23 protein-coding genes are annotated in these 23,505 nt (G+C 37.1%); 21 read left to right on the top strand and 2 right to left on the bottom strand.

The genetic code is table 11. The annotated features are described in order from the left end of the window. The first annotated feature begins 312 nt into the window (after positions 1 to 312). From IGL32_RS11590 to IGL32_RS11545, 10 genes are all read left to right on the top strand, one after another. Positions 313 to 2,226, top strand: coding sequence for an endonuclease MutS2 (locus IGL32_RS11590; protein WP_002355085.1), 1,914 nt, complete (start codon positions 313 to 315; stop codon positions 2,224 to 2,226). An 87-nt stretch (positions 2,227 to 2,313) separates the two neighbouring features. Continuing rightward, entirely contained in the window at positions 2,314 to 3,759 is a 1,446-nt protein-coding gene (locus IGL32_RS11585) for an alkaline phosphatase (RefSeq protein ID WP_002392525.1), read from the top strand. A 111-nt stretch (positions 3,760 to 3,870) separates the two neighbouring features. After that, positions 3,871 to 4,842 (top strand): dimethylarginine dimethylaminohydrolase family protein, encoded by a 972-nt coding sequence (locus IGL32_RS11580; RefSeq protein WP_002359145.1) that lies wholly within the window; start codon positions 3,871 to 3,873, stop codon positions 4,840 to 4,842. A 426-nt stretch (positions 4,843 to 5,268) separates the two neighbouring features. Continuing rightward, a complete protein-coding gene (locus tag IGL32_RS11575) occupies positions 5,269 to 5,958 on the top strand; it encodes a WxL domain-containing protein (protein ID WP_104855605.1) in 690 nt (229 codons plus the stop codon). 87 nt (positions 5,959 to 6,045) lie between these two features. Further along, the gene (locus tag IGL32_RS11570) at positions 6,046 to 7,179 is read left to right on the top strand and encodes a WxL protein peptidoglycan domain-containing protein (protein ID WP_202569309.1); all 1,134 of its coding nucleotides are present in this window, start codon (positions 6,046 to 6,048) and stop codon (positions 7,177 to 7,179) included. Next, a complete protein-coding gene (locus IGL32_RS11565) occupies positions 7,160 to 7,561 on the top strand; it encodes an LPXTG cell wall anchor domain-containing protein (RefSeq protein WP_002367336.1) in 402 nt (133 codons plus the stop codon). The genes IGL32_RS11570 and IGL32_RS11565 overlap by 20 nt, the downstream gene beginning before the upstream one ends. Positions 7,562 to 7,607: 46 nt before the next feature. Beyond that, the gene (locus IGL32_RS11560; protein WP_104855606.1) at positions 7,608 to 7,832 is read left to right on the top strand and encodes a hypothetical protein; all 225 of its coding nucleotides are present in this window, start codon (positions 7,608 to 7,610) and stop codon (positions 7,830 to 7,832) included. Positions 7,833 to 7,998: 166 nt separating this feature from the next. Continuing rightward, positions 7,999 to 10,008: a BglG family transcription antiterminator gene (locus tag IGL32_RS11555; protein ID WP_202524682.1), complete on the top strand. Its 2,010-nt coding sequence runs from the start codon at positions 7,999 to 8,001 to the stop codon at positions 10,006 to 10,008. 1 nt (position 10,009) lies between these two features. Next, on the top strand, positions 10,010 to 10,309 hold the full coding sequence (locus tag IGL32_RS11550; protein ID WP_104855609.1) for a PTS sugar transporter subunit IIB: 300 nt from the start codon (positions 10,010 to 10,012) through the stop codon (positions 10,307 to 10,309). Between the two features lie 14 nt (positions 10,310 to 10,323). Then, on the top strand, positions 10,324 to 11,691 hold the full coding sequence (locus IGL32_RS11545) for a PTS ascorbate transporter subunit IIC (protein WP_002381155.1): 1,368 nt from the start codon (positions 10,324 to 10,326) through the stop codon (positions 11,689 to 11,691). 62 nt (positions 11,692 to 11,753) lie between these two features. Here the strand turns inward: IGL32_RS11545 and IGL32_RS11540 are convergent, their stop codons facing one another. After that, positions 11,754 to 12,728, bottom strand: coding sequence for an alpha/beta hydrolase (locus IGL32_RS11540; protein ID WP_156210278.1), 975 nt, complete (start codon positions 12,726 to 12,728; stop codon positions 11,754 to 11,756). 211 nt (positions 12,729 to 12,939) lie between these two features. Between IGL32_RS11540 and rbsR the strand changes: the two genes are divergently transcribed. The 4 genes from rbsR (at position 12,940) to rbsU (ending at position 16,263) form a co-directional block, all read left to right on the top strand. Beyond that, on the top strand, positions 12,940 to 13,935 hold the full coding sequence (gene rbsR / locus IGL32_RS11535; RefSeq protein WP_002359151.1) for a ribose utilization transcriptional repressor RbsR: 996 nt from the start codon (positions 12,940 to 12,942) through the stop codon (positions 13,933 to 13,935). A 91-nt stretch (positions 13,936 to 14,026) separates the two neighbouring features. After that, on the top strand, positions 14,027 to 14,944 hold the full coding sequence (rbsK, locus tag IGL32_RS11530; RefSeq protein WP_002381157.1) for a ribokinase: 918 nt from the start codon (positions 14,027 to 14,029) through the stop codon (positions 14,942 to 14,944). 15 nt (positions 14,945 to 14,959) lie between these two features. After that, positions 14,960 to 15,355 (top strand): D-ribose pyranase, encoded by a 396-nt coding sequence (gene rbsD / locus IGL32_RS11525; protein ID WP_002355102.1) that lies wholly within the window; start codon positions 14,960 to 14,962, stop codon positions 15,353 to 15,355. A gap of 20 nt (positions 15,356 to 15,375) precedes the next feature. Then, positions 15,376 to 16,263: a ribose/proton symporter RbsU gene (gene rbsU, locus IGL32_RS11520; protein WP_002367326.1), complete on the top strand. Its 888-nt coding sequence runs from the start codon at positions 15,376 to 15,378 to the stop codon at positions 16,261 to 16,263. 19 nt (positions 16,264 to 16,282) lie between these two features. Here rbsU and IGL32_RS11515 read toward each other — a convergent pair whose 3' ends face one another. After that, entirely contained in the window at positions 16,283 to 17,167 is an 885-nt protein-coding gene (locus tag IGL32_RS11515; protein WP_156210279.1) for a LysR family transcriptional regulator, read from the bottom strand. Between the two features lie 107 nt (positions 17,168 to 17,274). Between IGL32_RS11515 and IGL32_RS11510 the strand changes: the two genes are divergently transcribed. The 7 genes from IGL32_RS11510 (at position 17,275) to IGL32_RS11480 (ending at position 23,488) form a co-directional block, all read left to right on the top strand. Then, complete coding sequence (locus IGL32_RS11510) at positions 17,275 to 17,850, top strand: DapH/DapD/GlmU-related protein (RefSeq protein ID WP_156210280.1); 576 nt, start codon at positions 17,275 to 17,277, stop codon at positions 17,848 to 17,850. 5 nt (positions 17,851 to 17,855) lie between these two features. Then, positions 17,856 to 18,593 (top strand): SDR family oxidoreductase, encoded by a 738-nt coding sequence (locus IGL32_RS11505; RefSeq protein WP_002359155.1) that lies wholly within the window; start codon positions 17,856 to 17,858, stop codon positions 18,591 to 18,593. A gap of 181 nt (positions 18,594 to 18,774) precedes the next feature. Next, positions 18,775 to 20,088, top strand: coding sequence for an NCS2 family permease (locus tag IGL32_RS11500; protein ID WP_002355107.1), 1,314 nt, complete (start codon positions 18,775 to 18,777; stop codon positions 20,086 to 20,088). Between the two features lie 694 nt (positions 20,089 to 20,782). Continuing rightward, on the top strand, positions 20,783 to 20,983 hold the full coding sequence (locus IGL32_RS11495) for a hypothetical protein (RefSeq protein WP_033627020.1): 201 nt from the start codon (positions 20,783 to 20,785) through the stop codon (positions 20,981 to 20,983). 64 nt (positions 20,984 to 21,047) lie between these two features. Next, positions 21,048 to 21,878, top strand: coding sequence for an McbB family protein (locus IGL32_RS11490; RefSeq protein ID WP_153829568.1), 831 nt, complete (start codon positions 21,048 to 21,050; stop codon positions 21,876 to 21,878). Then, positions 21,871 to 22,527 carry a hypothetical protein gene (locus IGL32_RS11485; RefSeq protein WP_202255100.1) on the top strand — a complete coding sequence of 219 codons (657 nt, stop codon included), beginning with the start codon at positions 21,871 to 21,873 and terminating at the stop codon, positions 22,525 to 22,527. Before IGL32_RS11490 ends, IGL32_RS11485 begins: the two co-directional genes overlap by 8 nt. Continuing rightward, positions 22,511 to 23,488 carry a hypothetical protein gene (locus IGL32_RS11480; protein ID WP_002399541.1) on the top strand — a complete coding sequence of 326 codons (978 nt, stop codon included), beginning with the start codon at positions 22,511 to 22,513 and terminating at the stop codon, positions 23,486 to 23,488. Before IGL32_RS11485 ends, IGL32_RS11480 begins: the two co-directional genes overlap by 17 nt. Positions 23,489 to 23,505 lie beyond the last annotated feature (17 nt).

Raw genomic sequence — 23,505 nt, 5'->3', positions numbered from 1 at the left:
TTGCTACTCTCAAGTGGAGAATAAATAAAAACCAACAAATGAATGTGGGGTATTTTGGTGAGTGTCGTAGGTATCTAATTGATAAGTTGAATAACCAGTGAACCAAGCAAGGTTTATTTGGTGTGCTTAGAAAGTGATACCTGTCAGTCATCTCATTTACTAAATACCTCCTTTAAAAGAGGTTTCTTTAGTAACCTTTATCCAATGATAAAGAGGACAGCGGTAGAACGCTGTCCTCTTTTTTCTATAGAAACTGGTTTTTATTTAAAGGCGCCAGGTATTCTTTTCGCGATAGAAAGGAAGAAAAAACAAATGAATCATGAAACCATTCAAAAATTACAATTTACAACAATTCTTAAAGAAGTTCAAACACGTGCGATTGGCGAGTATAGTAAAGAACGGTTGGCGAAAATGGTCCCTGCAACACGTTTAGAAACAGTGCAGTCCCGCTTAACGGAAACAACCGAGGCCCGCTTAATTATTGATAGCGGACAACACGTCCCTTTCATGGGCTTGAGCCAAATTACCCGCTTGCTTCAACAAGTGAAAAAAGGCTTAATCCTTACACCAAACGAATTGATTGAGGTGGCTGACTTTTTAAGAAGTAGTCAGCGAATCCAGAAGTTTTTTGAAAAAAATCAATACCAAACACCACGCCTATTTAGTTACAGTCAGCACTTAGCTGATTTCAGAGCAATCGAAGAACAAATTTATACGAAAATCCATAATCAAAAAGTTGCCACCGATGCTTCTCGACAACTTCGGAAAATCCGGCGTCAAATCAATGAATGCCAACAAGAAATTGAAACAAAAGTCACCAAATTTTTACGCAATAAAAATAATCAACTGTATATTCAAGAAAATATGATGGTGAAAAAAGGGGAACATTACACGGTACCAATCAAAGCTAGCTATAAAAATAAGGTTTCAGGCACAATCATTGAGCAATCCAATAAAGGACAAACGGTCTTTATTGAACCTGTAGCAATTAGTAAATTAAATGAACAATTGACACTCTTAAAAGCGGAAGAAACAGCGGAAGAATATCAAATTTTGGCGGAACTAACTGGGTTAATCAATGAGCAAGAACGACTTGTCGATCAAGCCGTCGATACAATGACCACCTTAGATATTATTTTTGCACGAGGAAAGTATAGTCGCGAAATTGGTGGGATCACGCCAAAAGTAAACAAAGAAGAACGCTTGCGCATTGTTCAAGGAAAACATCCACTTTTATTAGAACACGCAGTACCATTGACGTTTTCTTTAGGAGCAGAGTATCGAGGACTTGTCATTACAGGTGCCAATGCTGGTGGTAAAACGGTTGTCTTGAAAACAGTTGGCTTATTGACTGTCATGACACAATTTGGGTTGCAAATTCCAGCACAAGCAGGCACAGAGATTCCAGTATTAGATGAAATTTTTGTCGATATTGGTGATCAGCAAAATCTGGAAAATGCGTTAAGCACTTTTTCTGGGCACATGAAAAATATTGCGGAAATGTTGCGTAATGTTAAGCGACACACGCTTGTTTTATTAGATGAAATTGGCAGTGGTACCGAGCCGAACGAAGGAGCTGGCTTAGCGATTGCTATCATGGAAACGATGTATCAAAAGGGAGCCTTGGTAGTTGCAACGACCCATTATGGTGAAATTAAACGTTTTGCCCAAGAGCATGACGATTTTGTGCCCGCCGCAATGGCCTTCGATCGTGAAACATTAACGCCCAAATATCAATTGAAAATTGGTGAAGTTGGCGATAGTCAGGCGCTTTGGATTGCACGTAAAATGAAGATGGAGCCACAGCTCATTGAAAAGGCGGCTCATTATATTCAGCGGAAAGAATACCCTACTAATCGAAGTCTATTTAAACCCCTGAAAGCAAAAGAAACGACCTTTGCCACGTTTGTAGAAGAAACACACCGTTATCAAAAAGGTGATCGTGTCCTATTGACAGAAACACAACAAATTGGGTTGGTTTTTACAGATGAGGGTGAACAAGAAATCCAAGTATTTGTGAATGATAAAATTGAAAATGTACCACGAAGACGGTTGAAATTACAAGCGAAAGCACAAGATCTATATCCGCAAGACTATGATTTAGAAAGTTTATTTACAGATTTCCATGAACGAAAGAAACTCAAAGATATTGAACGCGGCTCAAAAAAAGCGCAGAAACAATTACGCAAAGAGGCCGAAAAAAGAGCAGCAAGACGCGATAAATAAGGAACTTAACAGAAGCAATACAACAACTTAACACTTTGTTTACTTGTTATTTATCAGAAATCAACTAAGACTTGTTATAGTCAATGTATGGGTAGATATGAAGGAGGAAACAAGGAAATGAAGAAAAGAGCTTTGCTAGGGGTTACCTTATTAACATTCACAACATTAGCGGGTTGTACAAATTTATCTGAACAGAAAAGCGGCGAAAAACAAACAGAGGTTGCTGAAGCGAAGGCAACTGAATCTGAAAAAGCATCAGTAAAAAATGTTATTTTTATGATTGGAGATGGCATGGGGAATCCGTATACAACGGGCTATCGCTATTTCAAAGCCAATCACTCAGACAAGCGTGTTCCCCAAACAGCTTTTGATACCTATTTGGTCGGACAGCAAGCCACTTATCCAGAAGATGAAGAAGAGAATGTCACCGATTCAGCTTCCGCAGCGACAGCGATGGCTGCCGGAGTGAAAACCTATAATAATGCTATTGCACTCGATAATGACAAGTCCAAAACAGAAACAGTGCTCGAACGTGCGAAAAAAGTGGGGAAATCAACGGGTCTTGTAGCAACATCTGAAATAACACATGCAACCCCTGCTGCATATGGCGCACATAATGTTTCACGCAAAAATATGGCAGAAATCGCCGATGACTATTTTGATGATCAAATCGACGGACAACACAAAGTCGATGTGTTACTTGGCGGCGGCTCCGAATTATTTGCCCGGAAAGATCGTGATTTAGTCAAAGAATTTTCCCAAGCGGGTTATGGTCATGTCACAGACAAAAAGTCGTTAAATGAGAACCAAGACGACAAAATTTTAGGCTTGTTTGCACCAGGCGGGCTACCTAAAATGATTGACCGAACGGAAGAAGTCCCTTCATTAGCTGATATGACAGAAGCGGCTCTTCAACGGTTAGATAAAAATGAAAAAGGTTTCTTTTTAATGGTTGAAGGTAGTCAAATTGATTGGGCCGGGCATAGCAATGATATTGTTGGCGCGATGAGCGAAATGCAAGACTTCGAAGCGGCGTTTGAAAAGGCCATCGATTTTGCCAAAAAAGATGGTGAAACATTGGTGGTTACAACTGCAGATCATTCAACAGGGGGCTTGTCTTTAGGCAAAGGAGATCAATACAACTGGTTGACGGAGCCTTTACATGCGGCAAAACGCACGCCTGATTTTATGGCAGAAGAAATTATTAAAAATGGTAATGTGGAAAAAACAGTGACTGAGTATATTGATTTTCAATTAAGTGAGGCTGAATTGAAAGCAGTGAAAACAGCGGCGGAGTCAAAAGATGTTGAAAAAATCGCTCAGGCATTAAGAAAGATTTTTGATGAACGTTCGAATACTGGTTGGACTACAGGCGGACACACAGGAGAAGATGTAAATGTCTATGCTTATGGCCCACAAGCAGAAGCTTTTTCAGGACAAATTGATAATACAGACCAAGCGAAGATTATTTTTGGCTTAGTAGATGGCACCGGGCAAAAAGCTGAGATTAAAGATAAAGGTATTGGTAAATAACAAAATGAAGAAAAAGCAGAGCGTATAGAAGCTCTGCTTTTTCTTCATTGAAGGCATAAAAATTTTATCTCTGTTATAATGAAGGTAACCAGATAAAAGTGAGGTCAAATAATGAAAAAAATGCATGTTGAAAGTGAATTTGCACCGTTGCGTTCAGTTGTTTTAGCACAATCGCAATTTTGTTTACCAGATAAATTTGATGAAGCGGATACGACTTTTTTAACAGAGGAAAATGCCCGTTTAACACAGAATAATGAAGGGCGTGATTTAGCAGACTTTGCACCAGAACAACAAGTGCGTTGGGAAAAAGAAAAAGAAGTCATGCAAGGAGTATTAGAATCTTATGGCGTAGAAGTATTTCGTCCACGTTTATTGACAACCTATGAAAAAGAACATGGCAAGGAATTGGGCGTAGGATATAGTAACTTCTTTTCACGAGACCCTTTTTTTACAATTGGCAATCTCTTAATAGAAGGAAACTTAAGATTTCAACACCGTCGACAAGAAATTTTACCAATTCGTCCGATTATTCAGCAGTGGACACAAGAAGCAGAAGGCTATTATTTTGCTGCGCCACAACCTGACATTTCTGAAGGGGCTTTAAGTGAAGCAGGTCCCTTTATTGAAGGCGGCGATGTTTTAGTTCTAGGAAAAACAATTTTTGTGGGCTACTCTGGCTTGGCAAGTAACCTAGCAGGAATTCAGTGGTTAGCCAATATGATTGGTCATTTTGGTTATGAAGTGGTGCCGGTTCGGTTACATCCGCATATTCTCCACTTAGATTGTGCGTTAAGCTTGTTGAGAGAAGGCTTGATGATTGTTTGTGAAGAGGCCTTTTTGGATGGACTTCCTGCGCAGTTAGCCAACTGGGAAAAAATTCACGTTACTTTGCAAGAAGCAGCGTATTTAGTGACAAATGGTCTACCGCTTAACGAAGAAACGTATATAACGGACCAATCGTTTACAACCTTAATTCCTCAAATAGAAGCAAAAGGTATCAAAGTTGAGGCAATTGATTACCATGTTTCTAGAATGTTAGGTGGTTCTTTCCGTTGTACAACGCAAGCGTTGATTAGAGAATAGTCAGCGAGTGATTATCAATTTTCGTAAGAAAAAATGTACGTTTTGTCTATGAAAACGATATAATTTTAGTTTTCACTATTTTTTTTAAAAATATTGAGGAAATTTTGATTTAATAAATGCGAGAAAACGTCAAAATGTTAGTGTTTGTTACTAATGTTTTGACGTTTTCTCGCTGTTTTTTTATAAAATTACTACTTTATATGTGAAAAAAAACAATATATTTTTTGAAAATTACGTTTTCAAAGACACAAAAAGTCGTTGGAACCTTGCTGTTATAGTAAATTCATTTTTTTTGCATGAGGTGTTTAAAATTTGAAATCACAAGCAGGCTTTTTTTCGCTATACTTAGTTTACGTTCTACCGAGATAGAAAAGTTTTTCACTTTTTTATTCATTAATCAACCAAGATACTAAAGGAGAGAGTAAAATGAAGAAAAAAACATTGGTAACTTTATTTGCAGGAACAGCTATTTTAGGCGCAAGCATCGCTCCCGCAGCGGCACATGCAACAACGACTGGTACAACGCCAGCAAACGTAGAAATGACAAGTGGTTCATTACCTGATGGAACTGGTGATGGTGATGGAGATACACAAGATCCAGATCCTACAAATCCGAATACTAACTTTGATTTATTATATGTTCCAACAGAATTCAAATTTGCTGCGACAGAAGTTAGTTCTGATTTATCAGCGATTTCATTAGATGCAACTGGTACACAAACAAAACGCTATGGAGTTGGGGATGTTCGTGGAACACAAGCGGGTTGGTCAGTTACTGCCGGCGTTGCTGAAATGAAAAATGGCACTGCTACTTTAGAAGGCTCAATTACCTTTGCACAAACAGGAGCAGTAGCGAAATACGATGAAACAGCAAAAACATACTCCCGTGATGTAGCTGCCTTTGCAGCAGATCCAGGAAGTCCTGAATTTGCTGGAACAACTATTCCAGTAGGTGGAGCAGCTGTATCAATTGCTACAGCAGCAGTTGGTAAAGGTCAAGGTACATGGGATTCTGAATTATCAAATGTAAAATTAAACATTACAACACCTAGTTCACAAATTACAAATGGTGCGTATACAGGTAACGTAACTTGGACATTAGTGGCTGCGCCATAAAAAGTTACTAACGAGAATACTGCATTACTAGAAAAGGAGCTGCGCAGTGGTGCACGGCTCCTTTTCGATACATAGGAGGAACAAATAATGAAGACAATGCGCTGGCTAATCGTCACAGTTTTTATTTGTGTGATGGCATTAAGCATCCCTTCTGCTGTACAAGCAGAAGAAGCGGATGACAACATGAATACAAAATTTACAGTTAAACCCAATATTCCAGAGAATCAAGCGAAAAATACGCAATCCTACTACGATCTCATTGTGAAACCAGGACAAAAACAAGAAGTAGAACTGTCATTAATTAATAAAACAAATGAAGAATTAACGATTGATTTAAATTTGGCAAATGCTACGACGAATGACAATGGTTTAATTGTGTACAATGATTTCGAGAAAAAACCAGATGCAAGTTTGAAAGTACCCTTGACAACATTGATCAAATTGCCTGAGGAACACGTGAAAGTTCCCGCTAAGAAAACCGTAGCAGCCAAAATGACTGTCGAAATTCCAGAAAATGGTTTTCAGGGATTAGTCTTAGGTGGTGTTTACGCTTCGCTTGCAGAAGATGAAAAGGAAGAAAAAGGAAATTCAACGGGATTAACCAGTCGATATGGGTTTAACGTAGCGATTGCTTTGCGAACGTCAGAAGATACGCCAATGTATCTAGCAGAGACTCTTCAATTAGTTAAATTAGTTCCGACCATTGCTTTAGGAAATAAGTCGGTCCAAGCGATTATTCAGAATCCGACATCCGCTATTTTTCCTGAAGTACGTTTAGAAGGAAAAGTAACGAAAAAAGGTGAAACGAAAGAGTATGCTAAACGGATTTTACCAAGTGTTCGTTTTGCACCGAATTCAACGATGAACTTCCACTTAGATTTTGGAAAAGAAGATGTACGTCCAGGAACCTATATTTTTGAAGGAGAAGCGGTCTTGAAAGAAGATGAACAACAAGTGTGGCCGTTTAAGCAAGAATTTACCATCAGTAGTCAAGAAGCTAAAAAATTAAACAAAGAAGCAGTAGTGAAATTGGTCCTACCGACTTGGTGGAATCAAGCTTTCTATGGATTGTTAGCTGCAACAATTGTGAGTGTAATTCTGGCTATTTGGCGTTTTACGCAACAGAAAGCGACACTGAAACAGCAAGCCTATTTACAACAAGAAAAACAGGCAGCCTTGAAAAATAGACAAGGAGTGCGCGATGATGACAGCAAGAAGTAAAGGGTCACTTCTGCTGACATTAGGAATGCTTTTAACCATCGCCATCGTGAGTCTGACCGCTTCTTCTGAGAGCTTTGCAGAAGAAGCGGGACAAACGAATATCGGTGTGACGTTTTATGGTGGGAAGGCACCACTAGAAACAGAAGATATCACTAAGTCAACAGAACAGCCAATTACTAACAAAGATAAAAAAGCGGCGCAACACCAAGAAGAGGTGACTAAGAAAAACACTGCCGAAACAAATCCCGCTGATGCCCAGATGTCCTTACCAAGGACAGGTGAACGAAATAGCAGGTGGCTTTACAGTCTTGGTATTGTCTGTCTGCTCATAGTAATAATAACTTTGTATTATTTGAATAAAAAAAGGAAAAAAGAAAAATAGATTGCCGTTTCTATAAATAAAATCAATTTGAAAAGGAGGCGTATTGATGGGGATTACGATGTGGATTTGGATTTGTGCCGGCTTGGCCGTCCTTTGTTTTGCTTTATTTTTACTATTCTTAGTAAGTAGCATGAATTTTGTTCATCAAGCAAAGCATAAGCAGTCTTTAGTAAAACAATCAATGTTTAGTTGGCTGCTTCTGGTGATGTGTGGCGGCTGGGTAGCGGTGGCTATTTTACTGAATATCGCATTACAAACACAATTAACATAAAGAAAACCCGTTGTAAGTTTTTAAGAAACTTGCAACGGGTTTTTGTTAACTTTAAAATAAAGAACGGTACAATTTATCAAAAAAGTATAGTAGACATTTGTACCCAACTTAGATAGAAAATAAAGCGCTACCATTATATGATGATTACAGGAGGAGGACACAGGCTGTGAATTATAAAATAAGTTATCTCCTTGACGAGTATGCAGGGCAAAAAATTGCGCTCTCTTTGGCTCAACAAATAACCGATCTTTCGCAACGAGAATTAGTGACGCAACTTTCGACAATAGGCGGAGAAGTTCAACAGAATACTGTCAGCATTCCAAGTCTTTCCGCAAATGAATGGGGGAAGCAACTTTTTCAACAACGTCAAGTGATCTATAGCGAAGCAGAAAGACAAGCACTCATTTTTTTACTCACTTATTCAGAGATCGAAGAACTATCAGTTTATCATTACCAAAATTTTTTAGACGTTTCGAAAGGCACTATTTTAGCGGACATCAAAAAAGTCCGACACCAACTAGCAACTGAAAACATTGCTTTATCCTACGAACGAAAACGAGGGTTTTACCTAGAAGGAGATGAATTTCGGATTCGTCGTTTCGGGAAAAATTGGCTTGCCCGCCTCTTACAACAAAAGTCGGGCACCTTCGCTTTATTTTGCTGGCTCAGTCAGCATCAAATGAGCCAATACGCAAAAATGCGTGACGGCATTCAATTAGCCGTCCAGGAAGCGCAGCTTCAACTAGTACCCAGCAGATTGGATGAAATTAGTTACTTTCTTGCTTTTTCTCAAAAAAGATTAGGCAAATATGGAACAGTCGTCTGGCCTGAGAACCAGTTAATTCAGTCCTTACGGGCTTATCCCGTCAGTCGTCGTATTTTAAGTGATTTAGTTGGGCCAGTGGCGAATGTAGAAACCGAGAGTCTTTTTTTCACGATTTGTTTAATGACAGCCTTGCAAGGAGAATTGCGAGATACGAAGTTAGAGTTTTTATTAGATATTTCTGGTGAAATTATTCGGAAAATGGAATTATTGGCCGTCGTTCAATTTGAGCAGCCTCGTGAATTGCTCATGAATGTGTATTATCATCTGGTTCCTGCCTATTTTCGAATTAACTATGGCTTTTACTTGCCGAATGTTTTAATCAAGGATATTCGACAATCGTATCGGTCGCTTTATCATCTTTGTGAACAAGCGTTAGCTCCTTTAGAAAAATTAACGAAACGGTCAATCCCGTCAGAGGAAATTGGTTTTTTTACCATATTATTTGGTGGAGAAATTTTCGGGCAAAAAAATGAACAGCGGCAAGAAAAGCTAAAAGCGCTAATTGTTTGTCCCAGTGGCATCAGTTCTTCGTTGATTTTGCAATCGGAATTGCGTCGGCTATTTCCAATGATTGAATTTAAAGAAACAAATGCGGTGAGGGAAATAGAGAATGTATCTGAAAAAAGCTATGACATCATTTTCTCAACGGTCCCTATTGAAACAGCCAAAAAGGTTTATCTTACCAAGCCCATTATGAGCTCTTTGGAGAAAAATCAATTGATGCACCAAGTACAATCAGATTGGCTATTGCCAGGTATTTCCATGCCAGATGTTAAAGATATTTTAGATGCGTTAAAACCTTATATTTCCTTAAAAAAAGGAGTCACAGAAGCGCAGTTATATCGTGTCTTGCATCGTAAAATGAACAAAATTTTAGAAAAAGAGGAGGATCTGCGTCCAATGTTATCGGAATTATTAACAACAGAAACAGTCCAAGTCCTGCCTGAAGTTGCAGACTGGCGAGCGGGAATTACAGAAGCTGCCAAGCCGTTATTAAAAAATGGCAGTATTACGGAAAAGTACATTGATGCAATGATTCAAAAAGTTGAATCGTTTGGGCCATTTATCCATATCTGTCCAGACGTAGCATTGCCTCATGCGCGACCAGAAGATGGCGTTAATCAGTTAGGCATGTCATTACTAAAAATCCAAAAAAGTGTCGATTTATTAGAAGATCCTAAGCATGAAATTCACCTTTTTATTTGTTTAGCTGCTTCAGATAACGAAACACATTTACGGGCCTTATCTAGTCTGACAAAAATTCTATCAAAAAAAGAATCATTACATCGCTTAGTGGCGGCTGAAACCGTCCCAGAAATACTATCAATTATCCAAGAAGGAGAGAAATAAGATGAAGATTTTTACAGTTTGTCAAAGTGGTTTAGGAACAAGTTTTATGGTGCAAATGAATATCCAACAAATTTTAGAGGAAGTCGGTGTTGATACAGATAGTTTTCAAATTGATCACACAGATGTCGGGAGTGCCAGTGGCGATATGGCTGATTACTTCTTTGTCGAAAAAACATTGCAAGATGCTTTAGGGTCAATTCCTGATGAAAAAATCATTCCTTTAAATGCGATTATTGATTACGATGAAACGAAGGAGAAAGTCTTGAAAGTTTTAGATGACAATGGCATTGCACATCAATAAGAAGGAGGAAAAACATGGAAACTTTATTGAATTTATTTGTTTCAATTGTTAGCCAACCAGCGATTCTGGTTTCATTAATTGCTTTGTTGGGATTAGTTTTACAGAAAAAGAAATTTTCTGATGTTGTTCAAGGAACGTTGAAAACATTCGTCGGCTTCTTAGTTTTAATTGGTGGCGCAGGGCTATTAGCGAACTCATTAACGCCCTTTGCGGAGATGTTCCAAACCGCATTAAATACACAAGGCGTGGTACCTAGTAATGAAGCAGTTGTAGCGATTGCCTTGCAACAATATGGGACACCAACTGCTCTGATTATGTTGGTAGGCATGGTTGTTAATATTCTGTTGGCGCGTTTTACACGTTTTAAATATATCTTTTTGACAGGTCAAGCGATGATGTACGTTTCGTGTTTGACAGCCGTTATTTTAGTGGGGGCCGGTTTTAGCGTTAGTTTGCCAATGATTCTTTTAGGTGGTTTATTTGAAGGAACTTTATTAACAGTGACACCTGCTCTTTGTCAGCCCTTTATGAAACAAATTACTGGAAATGATAAAGTAGCAATGGGGCATACAGGGAATATTGGTTATGCGGCAAGTGGCTTTATTGGAAAAGTCTTTGGGAATAAAGAAAAGTCAACGGAAGATATTAAAATTCCTAAAAGTTTTGGTTTTTTAAGAGACTCAACCATCTCAATTATGATTTTGATGTCGATTGTCTATGTGATTTTGGCTTTGCTGGCTGGGACAGGTTATGTCGAGCATGAGTTAAGCAATGGCGAAAATGCGATTATCTTTTCATTAATTCAAGCAGGAACCTTTACGGCTGGTTTCGTTGTGGTTTTACAGGGTGTGCGGATGGTTTTAGGAGAAATTGTGCCAGCTTTCCAAGGAATTGCTAAAAAATTAGTGCCTAATTCTAAACCAGCACTTGATGTTCCCATTATCTTTCCTTATGCGCCAAATGCTGTCTTGATTGGGTTCTTTGTGAGCTTTATTGTGGGAACTATTTCAATGTTAGCGATGGTTGGTCTGAATACCACTGTGATTATACCAGGCGTTGTCGGGCACTTTTTCTGTGGTGCCGCGGCAGGTGTTTTTGGAAATTCCACAGGGGGACGTCGGGGAGCGATTTTAGGGGCTGCGTTTAATGGCTTATTAATTAGTTGGTTACCGTTATTCATTTTACCAGTCTTGGGTGATCTACAGTTAGCATCCTCAACGTTTGCGGATACAGATTATTTAATCCCAGGCCTATTTTTAGGCAAATTAGGTGAGGCAGGTCCGAGTCTTTTAGTAGGAGGAATCATTGGTTTTGTAGTGGTTGTCCTTTTGGCTAGCGCTGTTTTGACTATGCGGGAGAAAAAAGTCGCCGAAGAAAACTAAGTGTTTTGTTCTAAAAAGGCAAGTGGGACAGAAGTCGTTTTGACTTCTGTCCCATTTGCCTTTTACCATTGTTCTTGGATAAATTGTGCAATTTGTTTCCGCGCTTGTCGTCCTTCTGACAAGTATTGTTTCATTGCGAAAACGTGTTGCATGCCAGGCACCAATCGGCAAGTATCTTGTGGTCGTGGCCCTAATTGTTTTAAAAATTGGTGATAGGAAGGGCAAAAAACTTCATGTGTGCCGCCCACGAAAAAAAGTGGCGGAAATTTTTGATAATCAAAGGACAAGCAATTTAAAGAAAGCGTGGAGTGATTGGCTGTGTCGTCAATCTCTTGGGCAATTAATTGTAAATAGTTCATGCCAATCATTTTGTCCTTTTTTTGATAACTTTTGGCAACGGGAATGTCTAAATGTCCATCTAACCAAGGAGAAATTAAAACAGCAGCTTTGGGTAAGCGTTCAGGGAAATCGATGGCTAAATTCTGCAATACGTTTAAAACCAATGTACCACCAGCAGAATCACCTAATAAAATAACATCTTCGGGATCATAATGCTGTAAAATTTCTTGGTAAGCAGCATAGCAATGATTATAAATATCAGCAAAAGACTTATTTGGTGCTAATGGATATACAGGGATAAAATAATCTGTTGCAAAAGGGAGATCTTCAATTAGTTTATAACTAAAGTCTAATTGGCTATAGGCAAGATTCAATGTAAAGCCCCCACCGTGCAGGTATAGTACAGCTTTCTTGGTAGGCGCAATAACGGAGTTTGACATGCGATACATCGTAGGAAATTGAGTCATTTCTTGAAGAGGAAAAAGATGACGTAAATGTTTTGGCAAAGTTACTTGTTCATTTAATGATCGTTGCCAATGATAAAAAGCCTTGGTGACTTTCGGATTTCGTTCAAGACGAGCAATTTGGGAAAGACGTAAAGAATCTTCAAAAAGACAGGCTTTTAAGGATTTTTGACGAGAACGTGCGTGAAACAAATATGCGCTAGCTAACAACAAACCAATCGATTTCTTTTTCAATTAAAGCCCTCCATTCAGCAAAAAGTAAATCATTTTTTTTACAGTATAACATTTTAAAAGTAGAACAACGAAATTTGTTGAAGGGATGAAAGGACGGTTTAAACGAATGTACGTATTTATTTGTGGTTGCGTAAAGTAAATGATTGTAGTAAATTAAATGAGATTAAGAGGTCCGGTGAATGGGTGCGTTCACGGCAAGGAGAGAAGTAGGATGACAAATAAAAAGGTTACAATTAAAGATGTTGCCAATGATTCAGGTGTCTCCATTACTACCGTTTCACAAATTTTAAACGGGAATGGGGCACGGTTTAGTGGGAAAACGGTCGAAAAAGTATTGGCTGCAAAAGAGCGATTAAACTATCAGCCCGACTATTTTGCGCAACGTATGGTGATGAAAAAAAGTAAGACGATTGGCGTAATCGTACCTGATATTACCAACCCATTTTTCGCGCAATTGATTCGAGGAATTGAAAGTGTTTTATACAAAGAAAATTTTATACTGATGTTATGCAATGCGGACCAAGATGTTACAAGAGAACATGAATATTTAACAGAGTTGATTCGTCGTAGTGTCGATGGTTTTGTGATTGCAAGTTCTGAAATTTCCAATCAAACGATTAATGAAACGCTACGTGCGAAAAAGATTCCGTTTATTGTACTTGACCAAAAAAAAGCAGAAGGCTTTAGCGACGCTGTTTTGACAGACGATTATAGAGGTGGGCAACTAGCAGCAAAGCATTTACAAGAGCAACGACATGAACAGGTCGTCGTGGTAATGCCACCACATGCGCCAGTCAATATTCAGCAACGGTTAAAAGGTTTTTGTTCTGTTTATACGGAAAAGGTCCAGTTGATCGAAACAGAATTATCAAAAACCGGCGGCTACCAAGCTGTCCCTGAAATTTTAAAAACAGAGAGCACCGGAATTTTTGCTATCAATGATGAAATTGCTTTTGGTTTATATCGAGGATTAGCAGAAGCGGGCAAAAAAATTCCTGAGGATTATAGTATTATTGGTTATGACAATGTTGATATGTGCGAGTATGTTTCGCCGCCGCTAACAACAATTGCTCAACCTGTTTTTCAATTGGGGCAAACTACGGCGACTTTATTATTGGAAAGAATCCATCAGCCTGCAAAAGATTGGGAGGAGCAAACCTTGCCGGTTCAACTGATTGAACGATTTTCGACAGCACCCTTGAAATAGCTTTCAAGGTGTGCTATATTTTTGTTGTGGAATTAAAACGTTTTACTAAAACGTTTTAATTAGAATGAAAAAATAAATTTTATTGAGGTGGATGAAAATGAACGCGGTTACAATTATCGGAAGTATCAATTTAGACACAACATTAAGAGTCAAAGAAATGCCTAAACCAGGCGAAACAATTCACGCCATTGAACATTTTACAGCGGGTGGTGGTAAAGGAGCAAACCAAGCAGTCGCAGCGAAACGTTCAGGCGCAGAAACATATTTTATTGGTGCTGTGGGAAATGATGGCGCTGGAGCTATGATGACTGATTTAATGAGTCAAGATGAAATTAATTTAACTGGAGTCACCACTTTAGAGAAAACAGCTACTGGCCAAGCCTTTATTATGGTAGATAACGCTGGTGAAAATAGCATTATGATTTACGCGGGAGCCAATAACGCCTTTACGCCAAAACAAGTACAGGAACATCAAGAAATTATTGAAAAAAGTGATTTTGTGATTGCCCAATTTGAAAGTGCGATTGATAGTACGATTGCAGCGTTTAAAATTGCTAAAAAAGCAGGCGTCAAAACGATTTTAAATCCCGCACCTGCGTTAGAACAAGTTCCTGAAGAATTACTAAACGTGACAGATATGATTGTACCAAATGAAACAGAAACTGAAATTTTAACAGGCATTAAAATCACAGATGAAGCGAGTATGCGTAAAGCCGCAGAAGCACTTCACCAATTAGGGATTGAAGCAGTAATTATTACAGTAGGTAGTAAAGGCGCCTTTTATGACGTCAATGGACGAAGTGGTATTGTGCCTGCTTTTAAAGTGAAAGCGGTTGATACAACGGCTGCTGGCGATACTTTTATTGGCGCATTAAGTAGTATATTAGAGAAAGATTTTAGCAATTTGGAAGAAGCTATTCGCTATGGAAACAAGGCGTCCTCGTTGACTGTTCAACGTTTTGGAGCCCAACCTTCGATTCCTTATCAACACGAATTGGCAGACAAATAAAAAGGAGCGAGCGACATGAAAAAAACAAAAGTTATTAATTCAGATATTTCCCGCGTTATCGCACAAATGGGTCATTTTGATAAATTAAGTATTGGTGATGCAGGCATGCCAGTGCCTCGGACTACAGAAAAAATTGATTTAGCAGTTACCAATGGCGTACCTAGTTTTATGGAAGTTTTAAACAATGTCCTTGAGGAATTGGCAGTTCAACGAATTTATTTAGCAGAAGAAATTAAAACAGAAAATCCTGACATGTTGACAGCAATTAAAACTCGTTTACCAGAAACTCCCATCAGTTTTATTCCTCATACAGAAATGAAACAAGAATTAAACAACTGCCATGCATTTATTCGGACAGGGGAAATGACCCCTTATGCAAATATTTTATTAGAAAGTAACGTTGTCTTTTAAACGAGAGAGGGGAAATAGAGATGAATGCGACTGCATTATTAATCGGTTTAGGACCGCTTCTAGGTTGGGGGCTTTTCCCAACAATCGCTTCCAAAATTGGTGGTCGTCCAGTGAATCAAATTCTCGGTACCAGTTTAGGAACATTGATTTTTGCCGCTATTTTTTCAATGATTAATGGTTTGGCTTTTCCAGCGGGCATGGATTTATTCTTTTCAATTTTATCTGGTGTCGGTTGGGCCTGTGCGCAAATCATTACGTTTAAATGCTTCACGATGATTGGTTCATCACGTGCCATGCCAGTAACGACCGCGTTCCAACTTTTAGGTGCTTCTCTCTGGGGTGTCTTTTTCTTAGGAAACTGGCCAGGTGCGACAGCCAAATTGTTAGGCGCATTTGCCTTAGTGTTAATCATGATTGGTGCCAAAATGACGGTCTGGTCGGAAACGGAGTCCGCTGAGAGTGCTGGGATTATGAAAAAAGCAGTTCTTCTATTAGCCGTTGGTGAAATCGGCTATTGGGCGTACTCTGCAGCACCCCAAGCGACGGCAATTGATGGCATGCATGCCTTTTTACCACAAGCAATAGGCATGGTAATTGTCGCAGTTATTTATTCAGCGGTTGTCACTGTTAAGGGTGGGGAAACATCCCCATTTATAGAAGCTGTTTCTTACAAACAAATTTTTTCAGGCTTTTTCTTCGCCTTTGCAGCGTTAACTTATTTAATTTCAGCGCAGCCAGATATGAACGGCTTGGCAACTGGCTTTATTCTATCCCAAACATCAGTTGTGCTTGCAACGTTGACAGGTATTTGGTTCTTAGGTCAAAAGAAAACAGCCAAGGAAATGACCGTAACGATTATCGGCTTAGTTTTGATTTTGGCAGCAGCTACGATCACAGTGATGATTTAAAAAAGTATTCAACGACCTATTATTCAGGGCGTTGAATACTTTTTTTTATTTGTTCTAAAAATAATGCAGCAGCTGTGGAAAGAACCGTATTTTTGCGCCAAATTAAACTAATTTTGGCTGTTAAAGCAGGATATAGCGGGATAAAACGTAAATTTGTTTGCTTTGTTTCTAGAATACCATCAATGCTTAGGGCGCTACCTAGCCCAGCTTCTACCATCAGTGAAGCGTTGTAAAGTAAGTTGTAGGTCCCAACGATTCGGAACTGATCTAGACTTGCTTCGAGCCAATCAGAGAGTTGGCTCGGAACTTGTGCTTGTCGAGAAATAAATAAAGGTTCTTCTTTTAAATCGGCTGCAGTAATAACATTTTTAGTGGCTAAGGGATGGTCCTTTACAGTAATTAAGCCCCATGTATCTACAACTGGTAATGTTAAATAGCTATATTTTTGTTTAGGTGCAGGCTCAATAATTAAACCAAAATCTAATAATCCTTTGTCTAGCCGTTCTATTACATCATCTGCATTCCCGCTGTATAAATGAAGGTGAATATCAGCTGAGTGCTGGCTTGTTATTTGTTGTAGTGCATTCGCTAAAAAAGACATAGCTTTTGTTTCGCCACCACCAATCGTGATTTCGCCATTAATGAATTCATTTTGCGACAAGTTGGTGACTGTTTTATTCGCTAAGCTTAAAATATCTTGCCCTTGTTTAGCTAAATATTCTCCTTCAGGTGTTAATTGTATTTGTCGATTTCCTCGTATAAATAATGTCACGCCTAATTCTTCCTCTAATTCTTTTAATTGCTTAGATAATGTTGGTTGTGTTACATGCAATTGTTTGGCTGCGCCACTAATCGTTTTTTTTTGGACCACTGCTAAGAAATAGTGAATCACTCGTAATTCCATTACTTTCCCTCCTATAACTAAAACGCATACTTATCTATTTATTATAAGTATTAGACAGAGGAGTTGTCACGTATTACGATAAATTTAGCAAAAGGAGGCGATTAGGAATGCTTACAAAAAATCTCCAAGAACTAATTGCAACAGGTAGCATTGATAAAGATGAACCACTATTTCAACTTATTCATCAGATTCAAGAGGAAAATAGTCGCTATTTAATAGAATTAAATCAACAAGCCTATACACATAATGAAGTAAGGAATCTTCTTGCCACGATTATCCAAGACAAAATTGACGAAACCGTTACGATTTTATTGCCTTTTTATACAGATTTTGGACGCAATATACATTTTGGTAAAAATATTTTTATTAATCGGGCAGCTATGTTTGTTGATTTAGGGGGCATTATAATTGAAGACAATGTTTTAATTGGTCCGCGCGTTAATCTCTTAAGTGTCAATCATCCGGAACTGCCAATGAAACGGCGAGGTGTATTGCTAGCACCAATTACCATTAAAAAATTTGCGTGGTTAGGCGCGGGTGTCACTGTTTTACCAGGTATTACGATTGGTGAAAATGCTATCGTAGCAGCTAATGCGACTGTAACTAAAGATGTGCCAGCTAACGCTATTGTTGCAGGAACACCAGCTAAAATTATTCGTTGGATTCAGGAAGATAAGGAGTAAATATAATGAAATCATTATCAGAAAAAGTTATTGTTATCATGGGCGCTTCCAGTGGCATCGGTGAGGCAACAGCCCGTTTACTTGCCAGAAAAGGAGCGAAGTTAGTCATTGCAGCACGTCGACAAGAACGTTTAATTGCTATAAAAAAAGAACTTCCTGAAGCAACGATTCTCGTGCAACAAGCAGATGTAACGAAAGAAGAGGAAGTTCAGCGTGTAATCAAGCTTACAATGGAAAAATATGGACGAATTGATGTTCTTTTTAACAATGCAGGAGTTATGCCAACGGCGCCTCTTATTGAAGCACCAAAAGGAGAATGGCGTCAAATGCTAGATATTAATATTATGGGTGTTTTAAATGGCATTGCGGCAGTTCTTCCAATTATGGTTGAACAAAAATCAGGGCAGATTATTGCTACTGATTCTGTGGCAGGACATGTCGTTTATCCAGATTCGGCTGTCTACTGTGGAACAAAGTTTGCTGTTCGAGCAATTATGGAAGGATTGCGACAAGAACAAAGAGAGAATAACATTAAATCAACGATTATTTCACCAGGTGCTGTACAAACAGAACTTTATCAAACAATTTCTAATCGAGTAGTAGCTGAAACGTTACATCTAGAACAGTTAAGTTGGGGCTTAAAGGCGGAAGACATTGCGCAAGCGGTGGTCTTTGCCATAGACACGCCAGATCGTATGTCAATCAGTGAAATGGTTGTTCGCCCGACCACACAAACGATTTAATTTAAAAAGTATTCCTAGAAAGGAATACTTTTTTTAAATCGTGATTGTTCGTTTTTTACAGAATTTAGAATTTGATATTTACTTATTTGTTGGTTTATTATATGATTAAACACGTTGTTTCATTAATAAATTGAATATTTTACGAACATTGTAAAATGTTTAGATTTTAGGAGGACGGAACATGAAAGAAAAAATAAGTTCATATTTTGAACTTGAACAATTGAATACGAATATGAAACGAGAAATGTTAGCTGGTTTCACCACATTTATCTCAATGGCGTATATTTTGTTCGTTAATCCAACCGTACTTGGTGCTTCTGGCATGGACGAAGGCGCTGTTTTTACTGCCACCGCTTTAGCGAGTGCCTTAGGTTGTATTTTAATGGGTGTGTTGGCGAAATATCCGATTGCGACAGCACCAGCTTTAGGAATTAATGCATTTTTTGCTTATTCAGTCTCTGTTGGTATGGGGATTCCTTGGCAAACGACATTAGCAGGCGTTTTTGTGGCTTCATTGATATTTATTTTAATTACAATTTTTAAATTACGCGAGCTAATTATTGATGCAATTCCTGCAGACTTGAAATTTGCCATTTCAGGTGGGATCGGGTTGTTTATTGCTTTTCTTGGTTTAAGCCAAGGTGGCTTAATTGTGGCTAATGATGCGACACTCGTTGGCTTAGGACCTTTGAATGTTGGTTCAACGTGGGTCACCATTGTCGGCTTAGTCGTAACTGCAATTTTGTTAGTTCGTCGAGTGCCTGGTGGTATTTTTATTGGGATGGCGATTTCAACGATTGTTGGTTTAGCGACAGGCGTTATTCCAATGCCTGATAAGATTATTTCAAGCGCGCCAAGTTTAGAACCAACATTTTTAGTGGCGTTAGGACATGTGAAAGATATCAATACGATTCAAATGTGGGTCGTGGTTTTAACGTTCCTATTAGTAACATTCTTTGATACCGCTGGTACGTTGGTGGGCTTAGCCAATCAAGCAGGTTTTATGAAGGACAATAAAATGCCGCGTGTGGGGAAAGCTTTAGCCGCTGATTCAACAGCGATGTTAGCTGGTTCTCTACTAGGGACATCGCCAGTTGGCGCATATGTAGAATCATCTGCGGGGATTGCTGTGGGTGGTCGTTCAGGAATCACAGCTATTACAACAGGGATTTTATTTATTTTCAGCTTGCTATTTTCTCCTTTGTTAGCAGTTGTCACTTCGCAAGTTACAGCACCAGCGTTGATTATTGTTGGTGTTTTGATGGCACAATCCTTAAGCAAAATTAAATGGAACGAGATGGAAATTGCGATTCCTTCCTTCTTAATCTTGTTAGGAATGCCATTGACATACAGCATTTCAGATGGGATTGCCTTAGGCTTTATCTTCTATCCAATTACAATGATTGCGGCAAAACGTGGGAAAGAAGTTTCGCCAATTATGTATGGCTTGTTCTTTGTTTTTGTCGGATTCATGTGGATCCTGAATGCGCAATAAGTAAGAGAGAAAGTTATCAAATAGTTGATTCATAAGACAATGAACTTATGAATCAACTATTTTTTTTCGACTAAGCACTAGAAAAACGCCCCTTATTTGATGTATAATTTGCAAAGACATTGACCTGTGAAGATACAGGAACAGAGAGGAATTAATTGAGTGAAGTATACAGAAATTATGATTTCAGGTAGTAGTTTCTGTTGAAATGTATTGAGAATACTGGTTTTTAATGTCTTTTTTCGTACAGTAAATAAGTTCAAAAAGCAATGATTGTTAGCTCTTGTGTTAGCGGTTGTTGCTTTTTAAATACTTAAATATGTTTTGGTATTAAACAATATGCTTTCCTTATAGTAAGTATCAATTCATAAAACTAGGTATTCACAATTGTTATTAAAGAGGTAAAATCCAAAAATATGCGAATATGCATTGTATATTATAATTCCAATGTGATAAAATAATTATTTTAAAAATTATTTTTGTTAGAATTTTCATTGATATAAAAATAGAAAAATTAATGATAGTTGTTTTGTTATTAATTTTTTCGTTTTTGTTGTCTAATCAAAGATTTTTAGATTTTTCAGTATAAATATACGTTTTTTAATTAGAATAAGATGAGTTTTTGCTTGAAAAACGATTGGATAGTGGTAAAATAATTTCATCAATATTGATAAAATTATAACGGAGGTGTATTAAAATGAATGTTGAAGAAGTTGTAGTGTCGCAAAAAACCCCAAATGCAATTAATGAAGAAACTGAATTATATGGGTTTGGGTATGGTTCAGTCGTTGAGAACATTACTGTCTCTAAAGGTGGAGGCGGCGGTGGAGGCGGTGGCGGTGGCTGCTGTTGTTGTTGCTGCTGTTGTTGTGGGGGTGCCACAGGATTAGAAGAATAGAAACTTCATAAGGTAAGTGGACGCACTTACCTCTTTACATAATCAAGTAAAAAGGAGTGAAAAAATGTATAAAGTAAACCCTTTTATATGGCATGATCTTAGTGAAAAAGAAACATTCTTTCAAACAAAACTATCTTCGATAATTATTACTAATAAAAATTTAGTTAGAATGTTAAAAGATTTAGAAAAAAATGAAGTAATAAATTTTGAGGAATCTCTATTATCCAATTATTTTAGGAGCAACATGATTAATAATGTACTGGTCTTTTTAGAAGAAAATAAATTAGTTAAAAAGCTAGATATAGAAAATAATAAGGTTAATGAGGTTTTGGTATATACCGATGATTCTGAATTTTCTGAATTATTCGATTACGTGTTTTCCGAAAAATTTACAATTAGTCATCAGAGCAGTATTTCCCACTTAGAATCTAAAAATATGGATGGTAAATTGCTTATAGTATTTTTAAAGGCTTTCAATTTTAAAGAATACGAAAATATTGTAAATATAGCCAAGGAAAAGAATGTAGTCATTAAAATAATTTTTAGCTATAATCATCATATTTATTTTTCGAATTTCTATAAAAGGGAATGGTACAATCCATGTCCAATATGTTTTTTTTCTGAACTAGAAAGCCAATTAAGAGGAGAAATAACTTCTGATACAGCTAATTTTCAGACAATTATAGATTTACTTTATACAAAATCACAAAATTTTGCTATAGAATACCCGTTGCAAAAGGATGATTATTTTACGATAGTTTATACCATAATGAGGAATTTGGATAGCGATTTAATGAAATGTGACTTAGATGAAGTTTTATCTATTGATTTAAATAATCATTTAGTTACAAAAGATATTGCTTATCATTGGGGGTATTGTGATTGCTATGAGTGATTATTATTGGAATGAATATAAGAATGTACTATTAGATGAAGCATATTTAATTGATACGTTAAAATATCAACAAAGGGTAGTGAATAAACAAGTAGAAGAGAATAATTTAGATGAATTGAGCGATGTTTTAGGTCTTTATAATGTGAAATACTCGGATATTAGGTTAGCGGTATATCCTTTTGATGAGTTACCTGTCTTTATAAAAATGTTAGTTAGTGATTTACAAAAAAATTATGCTTCCTTTATATATAAAGTTAGTATGCCAATACTAGCCATAACAAAAAAAATAGGGAATGTAAATACTGGTTGTTATTCTTTTGATTTTAAAAATAATTTTTTGATTCTATATGAAACTGATGTAACTAAGATTAGAGAAATAGTAAATGATAAACTGATATTAGCTTTTTTTTTAAACATAGAGGATGCAATTTGTTTATATAAAAAAAAGGCGTACACAAATGGTATAAAAGAAATTGGTTATGTTTCTAAAAGCAGTCAATTAGCGATTAGTAAAGAAAAAAACATAATAATAAACGAAATGCTAGTACCAGAGCAACAACTGACAAATGGATTAGGTATAAACTTGAGAAAATGCTTGTTAATGGAAACTTTAATTTTAGAGGTGTTAACTAATGATATTCACGAATAAAAGTTCCTACGGTGTGAAAAGTGATATGTTTTTATCAAATATAAATATTGGATATGTGAATTTTTCACGTGTCAAGATTAAGCAAGGAACGACAGCAGGTAGTGCTTTCTCAGTTGACGAAAATAAACAGTTATCACTTATTAAAAGTTATAATGAATATTTAGAAAGACTTTTCTTAGGGATACCATTAAGTACAAATAAAACTATTTCTTCTGTAAATTTAGAAAAAAATATTGTAAGTAGCAGAAAATATTCAGAATTTGGATATGGAAATCATGAGTTCGGATTTAATGATACGACAGGAACTTCATCTGGAAAACTTTCAGAAGTAATAATCCAAAAGGCACTAACAGAATTGATTGAGAAAAATGAAGTATTTTGTTTTTGGTATGGTTTGAAAGGGGAAAAGTTAAAACAAGATAAAGAAATTCATGACTTAATTAATGATTATAATTTTATTTCAAATATGTTTAAAATTTATGTAGTTCGTGAACTTAGTAATTATTCAACAGTGATCGTGATGGGGTTTTTAGAAGGGAAATTACTAACCTCAGGTGTATGTTGTAGTATTACTATGGAACAATCTCTAATTTTGGCCTTGAAAGAAGCTAAGGGAATAGAGTGGCAAACTTTTAATAATCCCTTAGCAAAAGCAAATAAATTTTCTGATAAATTGCATAAACAAATTTTAAAAAAAGTAAAGTTTATGGATGAAACATACAAAGTTATCACAAAAGATTCTATACAAGCTACGAAATACATTGAAACTGCTGATTGGATTAACCATGTTGAGATATCCGTAATTGGAGATGACATAAATAGAGGAGTTAAAACAATAAAATGTATATCCAAACAGTTACTAAATTCTGTACCAATTAAGATAAACATTGAAAGACAAAAAGATAAAGAGATTATTAAGAGATATTTAATTGATTATTCTATTGATTGTCCTATCCAATGATAGAAAGGAGAATACTT

The organism is Enterococcus sp. AZ035 (assembly GCF_050548325.1).
Lineage (GTDB): Bacteria > Bacillota > Bacilli > Lactobacillales > Enterococcaceae > Enterococcus > Enterococcus faecalis.
The sequence above is the reverse complement of the archived record's forward strand: the minus strand, read 5'-3'. Positions and strand labels throughout refer to the sequence as shown.

Excerpts from the sequence above, each read along its gene's own strand:
- IGL32_RS11590 (WP_002355085.1), top strand. The coding sequence starts at position 313 with ATGAATCATGAAACCATTCAAAAATTACAATTTACAACAATTCTTAAA.
- IGL32_RS11585 (WP_002392525.1), top strand. The coding sequence starts at position 2,314 with ATGGGTAGATATGAAGGAGGAAACAAGGAAATGAAGAAAAGAGCTTTG.
- IGL32_RS11580 (WP_002359145.1), top strand. The coding sequence starts at position 3,871 with ATGAAAAAAATGCATGTTGAAAGTGAATTTGCACCGTTGCGTTCAGTT.
- IGL32_RS11575 (WP_104855605.1), top strand. The coding sequence starts at position 5,269 with ATGAAGAAAAAAACATTGGTAACTTTATTTGCAGGAACAGCTATTTTA.
- IGL32_RS11570 (WP_202569309.1), top strand. The coding sequence starts at position 6,046 with ATGAAGACAATGCGCTGGCTAATCGTCACAGTTTTTATTTGTGTGATG.
- IGL32_RS11565 (WP_002367336.1), top strand. The coding sequence starts at position 7,160 with ATGATGACAGCAAGAAGTAAAGGGTCACTTCTGCTGACATTAGGAATG.
- IGL32_RS11560 (WP_104855606.1), top strand. The coding sequence starts at position 7,608 with ATGGGGATTACGATGTGGATTTGGATTTGTGCCGGCTTGGCCGTCCTT.
- IGL32_RS11550 (WP_104855609.1), top strand. The coding sequence starts at position 10,010 with ATGAAGATTTTTACAGTTTGTCAAAGTGGTTTAGGAACAAGTTTTATG.
- IGL32_RS11545 (WP_002381155.1), top strand. The coding sequence starts at position 10,324 with ATGGAAACTTTATTGAATTTATTTGTTTCAATTGTTAGCCAACCAGCG.
- rbsR (WP_002359151.1), top strand. The coding sequence starts at position 12,940 with ATGACAAATAAAAAGGTTACAATTAAAGATGTTGCCAATGATTCAGGT.
- rbsK (WP_002381157.1), top strand. The coding sequence starts at position 14,027 with ATGAAAATGAACGCGGTTACAATTATCGGAAGTATCAATTTAGACACA.
- rbsD (WP_002355102.1), top strand. The coding sequence starts at position 14,960 with ATGAAAAAAACAAAAGTTATTAATTCAGATATTTCCCGCGTTATCGCA.
- rbsU (WP_002367326.1), top strand. The coding sequence starts at position 15,376 with ATGAATGCGACTGCATTATTAATCGGTTTAGGACCGCTTCTAGGTTGG.
- IGL32_RS11515 (WP_156210279.1), bottom strand. The coding sequence starts at position 17,167 with ATGGAATTACGAGTGATTCACTATTTCTTAGCAGTGGTCCAAAAAAAA.
- IGL32_RS11510 (WP_156210280.1), top strand. The coding sequence starts at position 17,275 with ATGCTTACAAAAAATCTCCAAGAACTAATTGCAACAGGTAGCATTGAT.
- IGL32_RS11505 (WP_002359155.1), top strand. The coding sequence starts at position 17,856 with ATGAAATCATTATCAGAAAAAGTTATTGTTATCATGGGCGCTTCCAGT.
- IGL32_RS11500 (WP_002355107.1), top strand. The coding sequence starts at position 18,775 with ATGAAAGAAAAAATAAGTTCATATTTTGAACTTGAACAATTGAATACG.
- IGL32_RS11495 (WP_033627020.1), top strand. The coding sequence starts at position 20,783 with ATGAATGTTGAAGAAGTTGTAGTGTCGCAAAAAACCCCAAATGCAATT.
- IGL32_RS11490 (WP_153829568.1), top strand. The coding sequence starts at position 21,048 with ATGTATAAAGTAAACCCTTTTATATGGCATGATCTTAGTGAAAAAGAA.
- IGL32_RS11485 (WP_202255100.1), top strand. The coding sequence starts at position 21,871 with ATGAGTGATTATTATTGGAATGAATATAAGAATGTACTATTAGATGAA.
- IGL32_RS11480 (WP_002399541.1), top strand. The coding sequence starts at position 22,511 with ATGATATTCACGAATAAAAGTTCCTACGGTGTGAAAAGTGATATGTTT.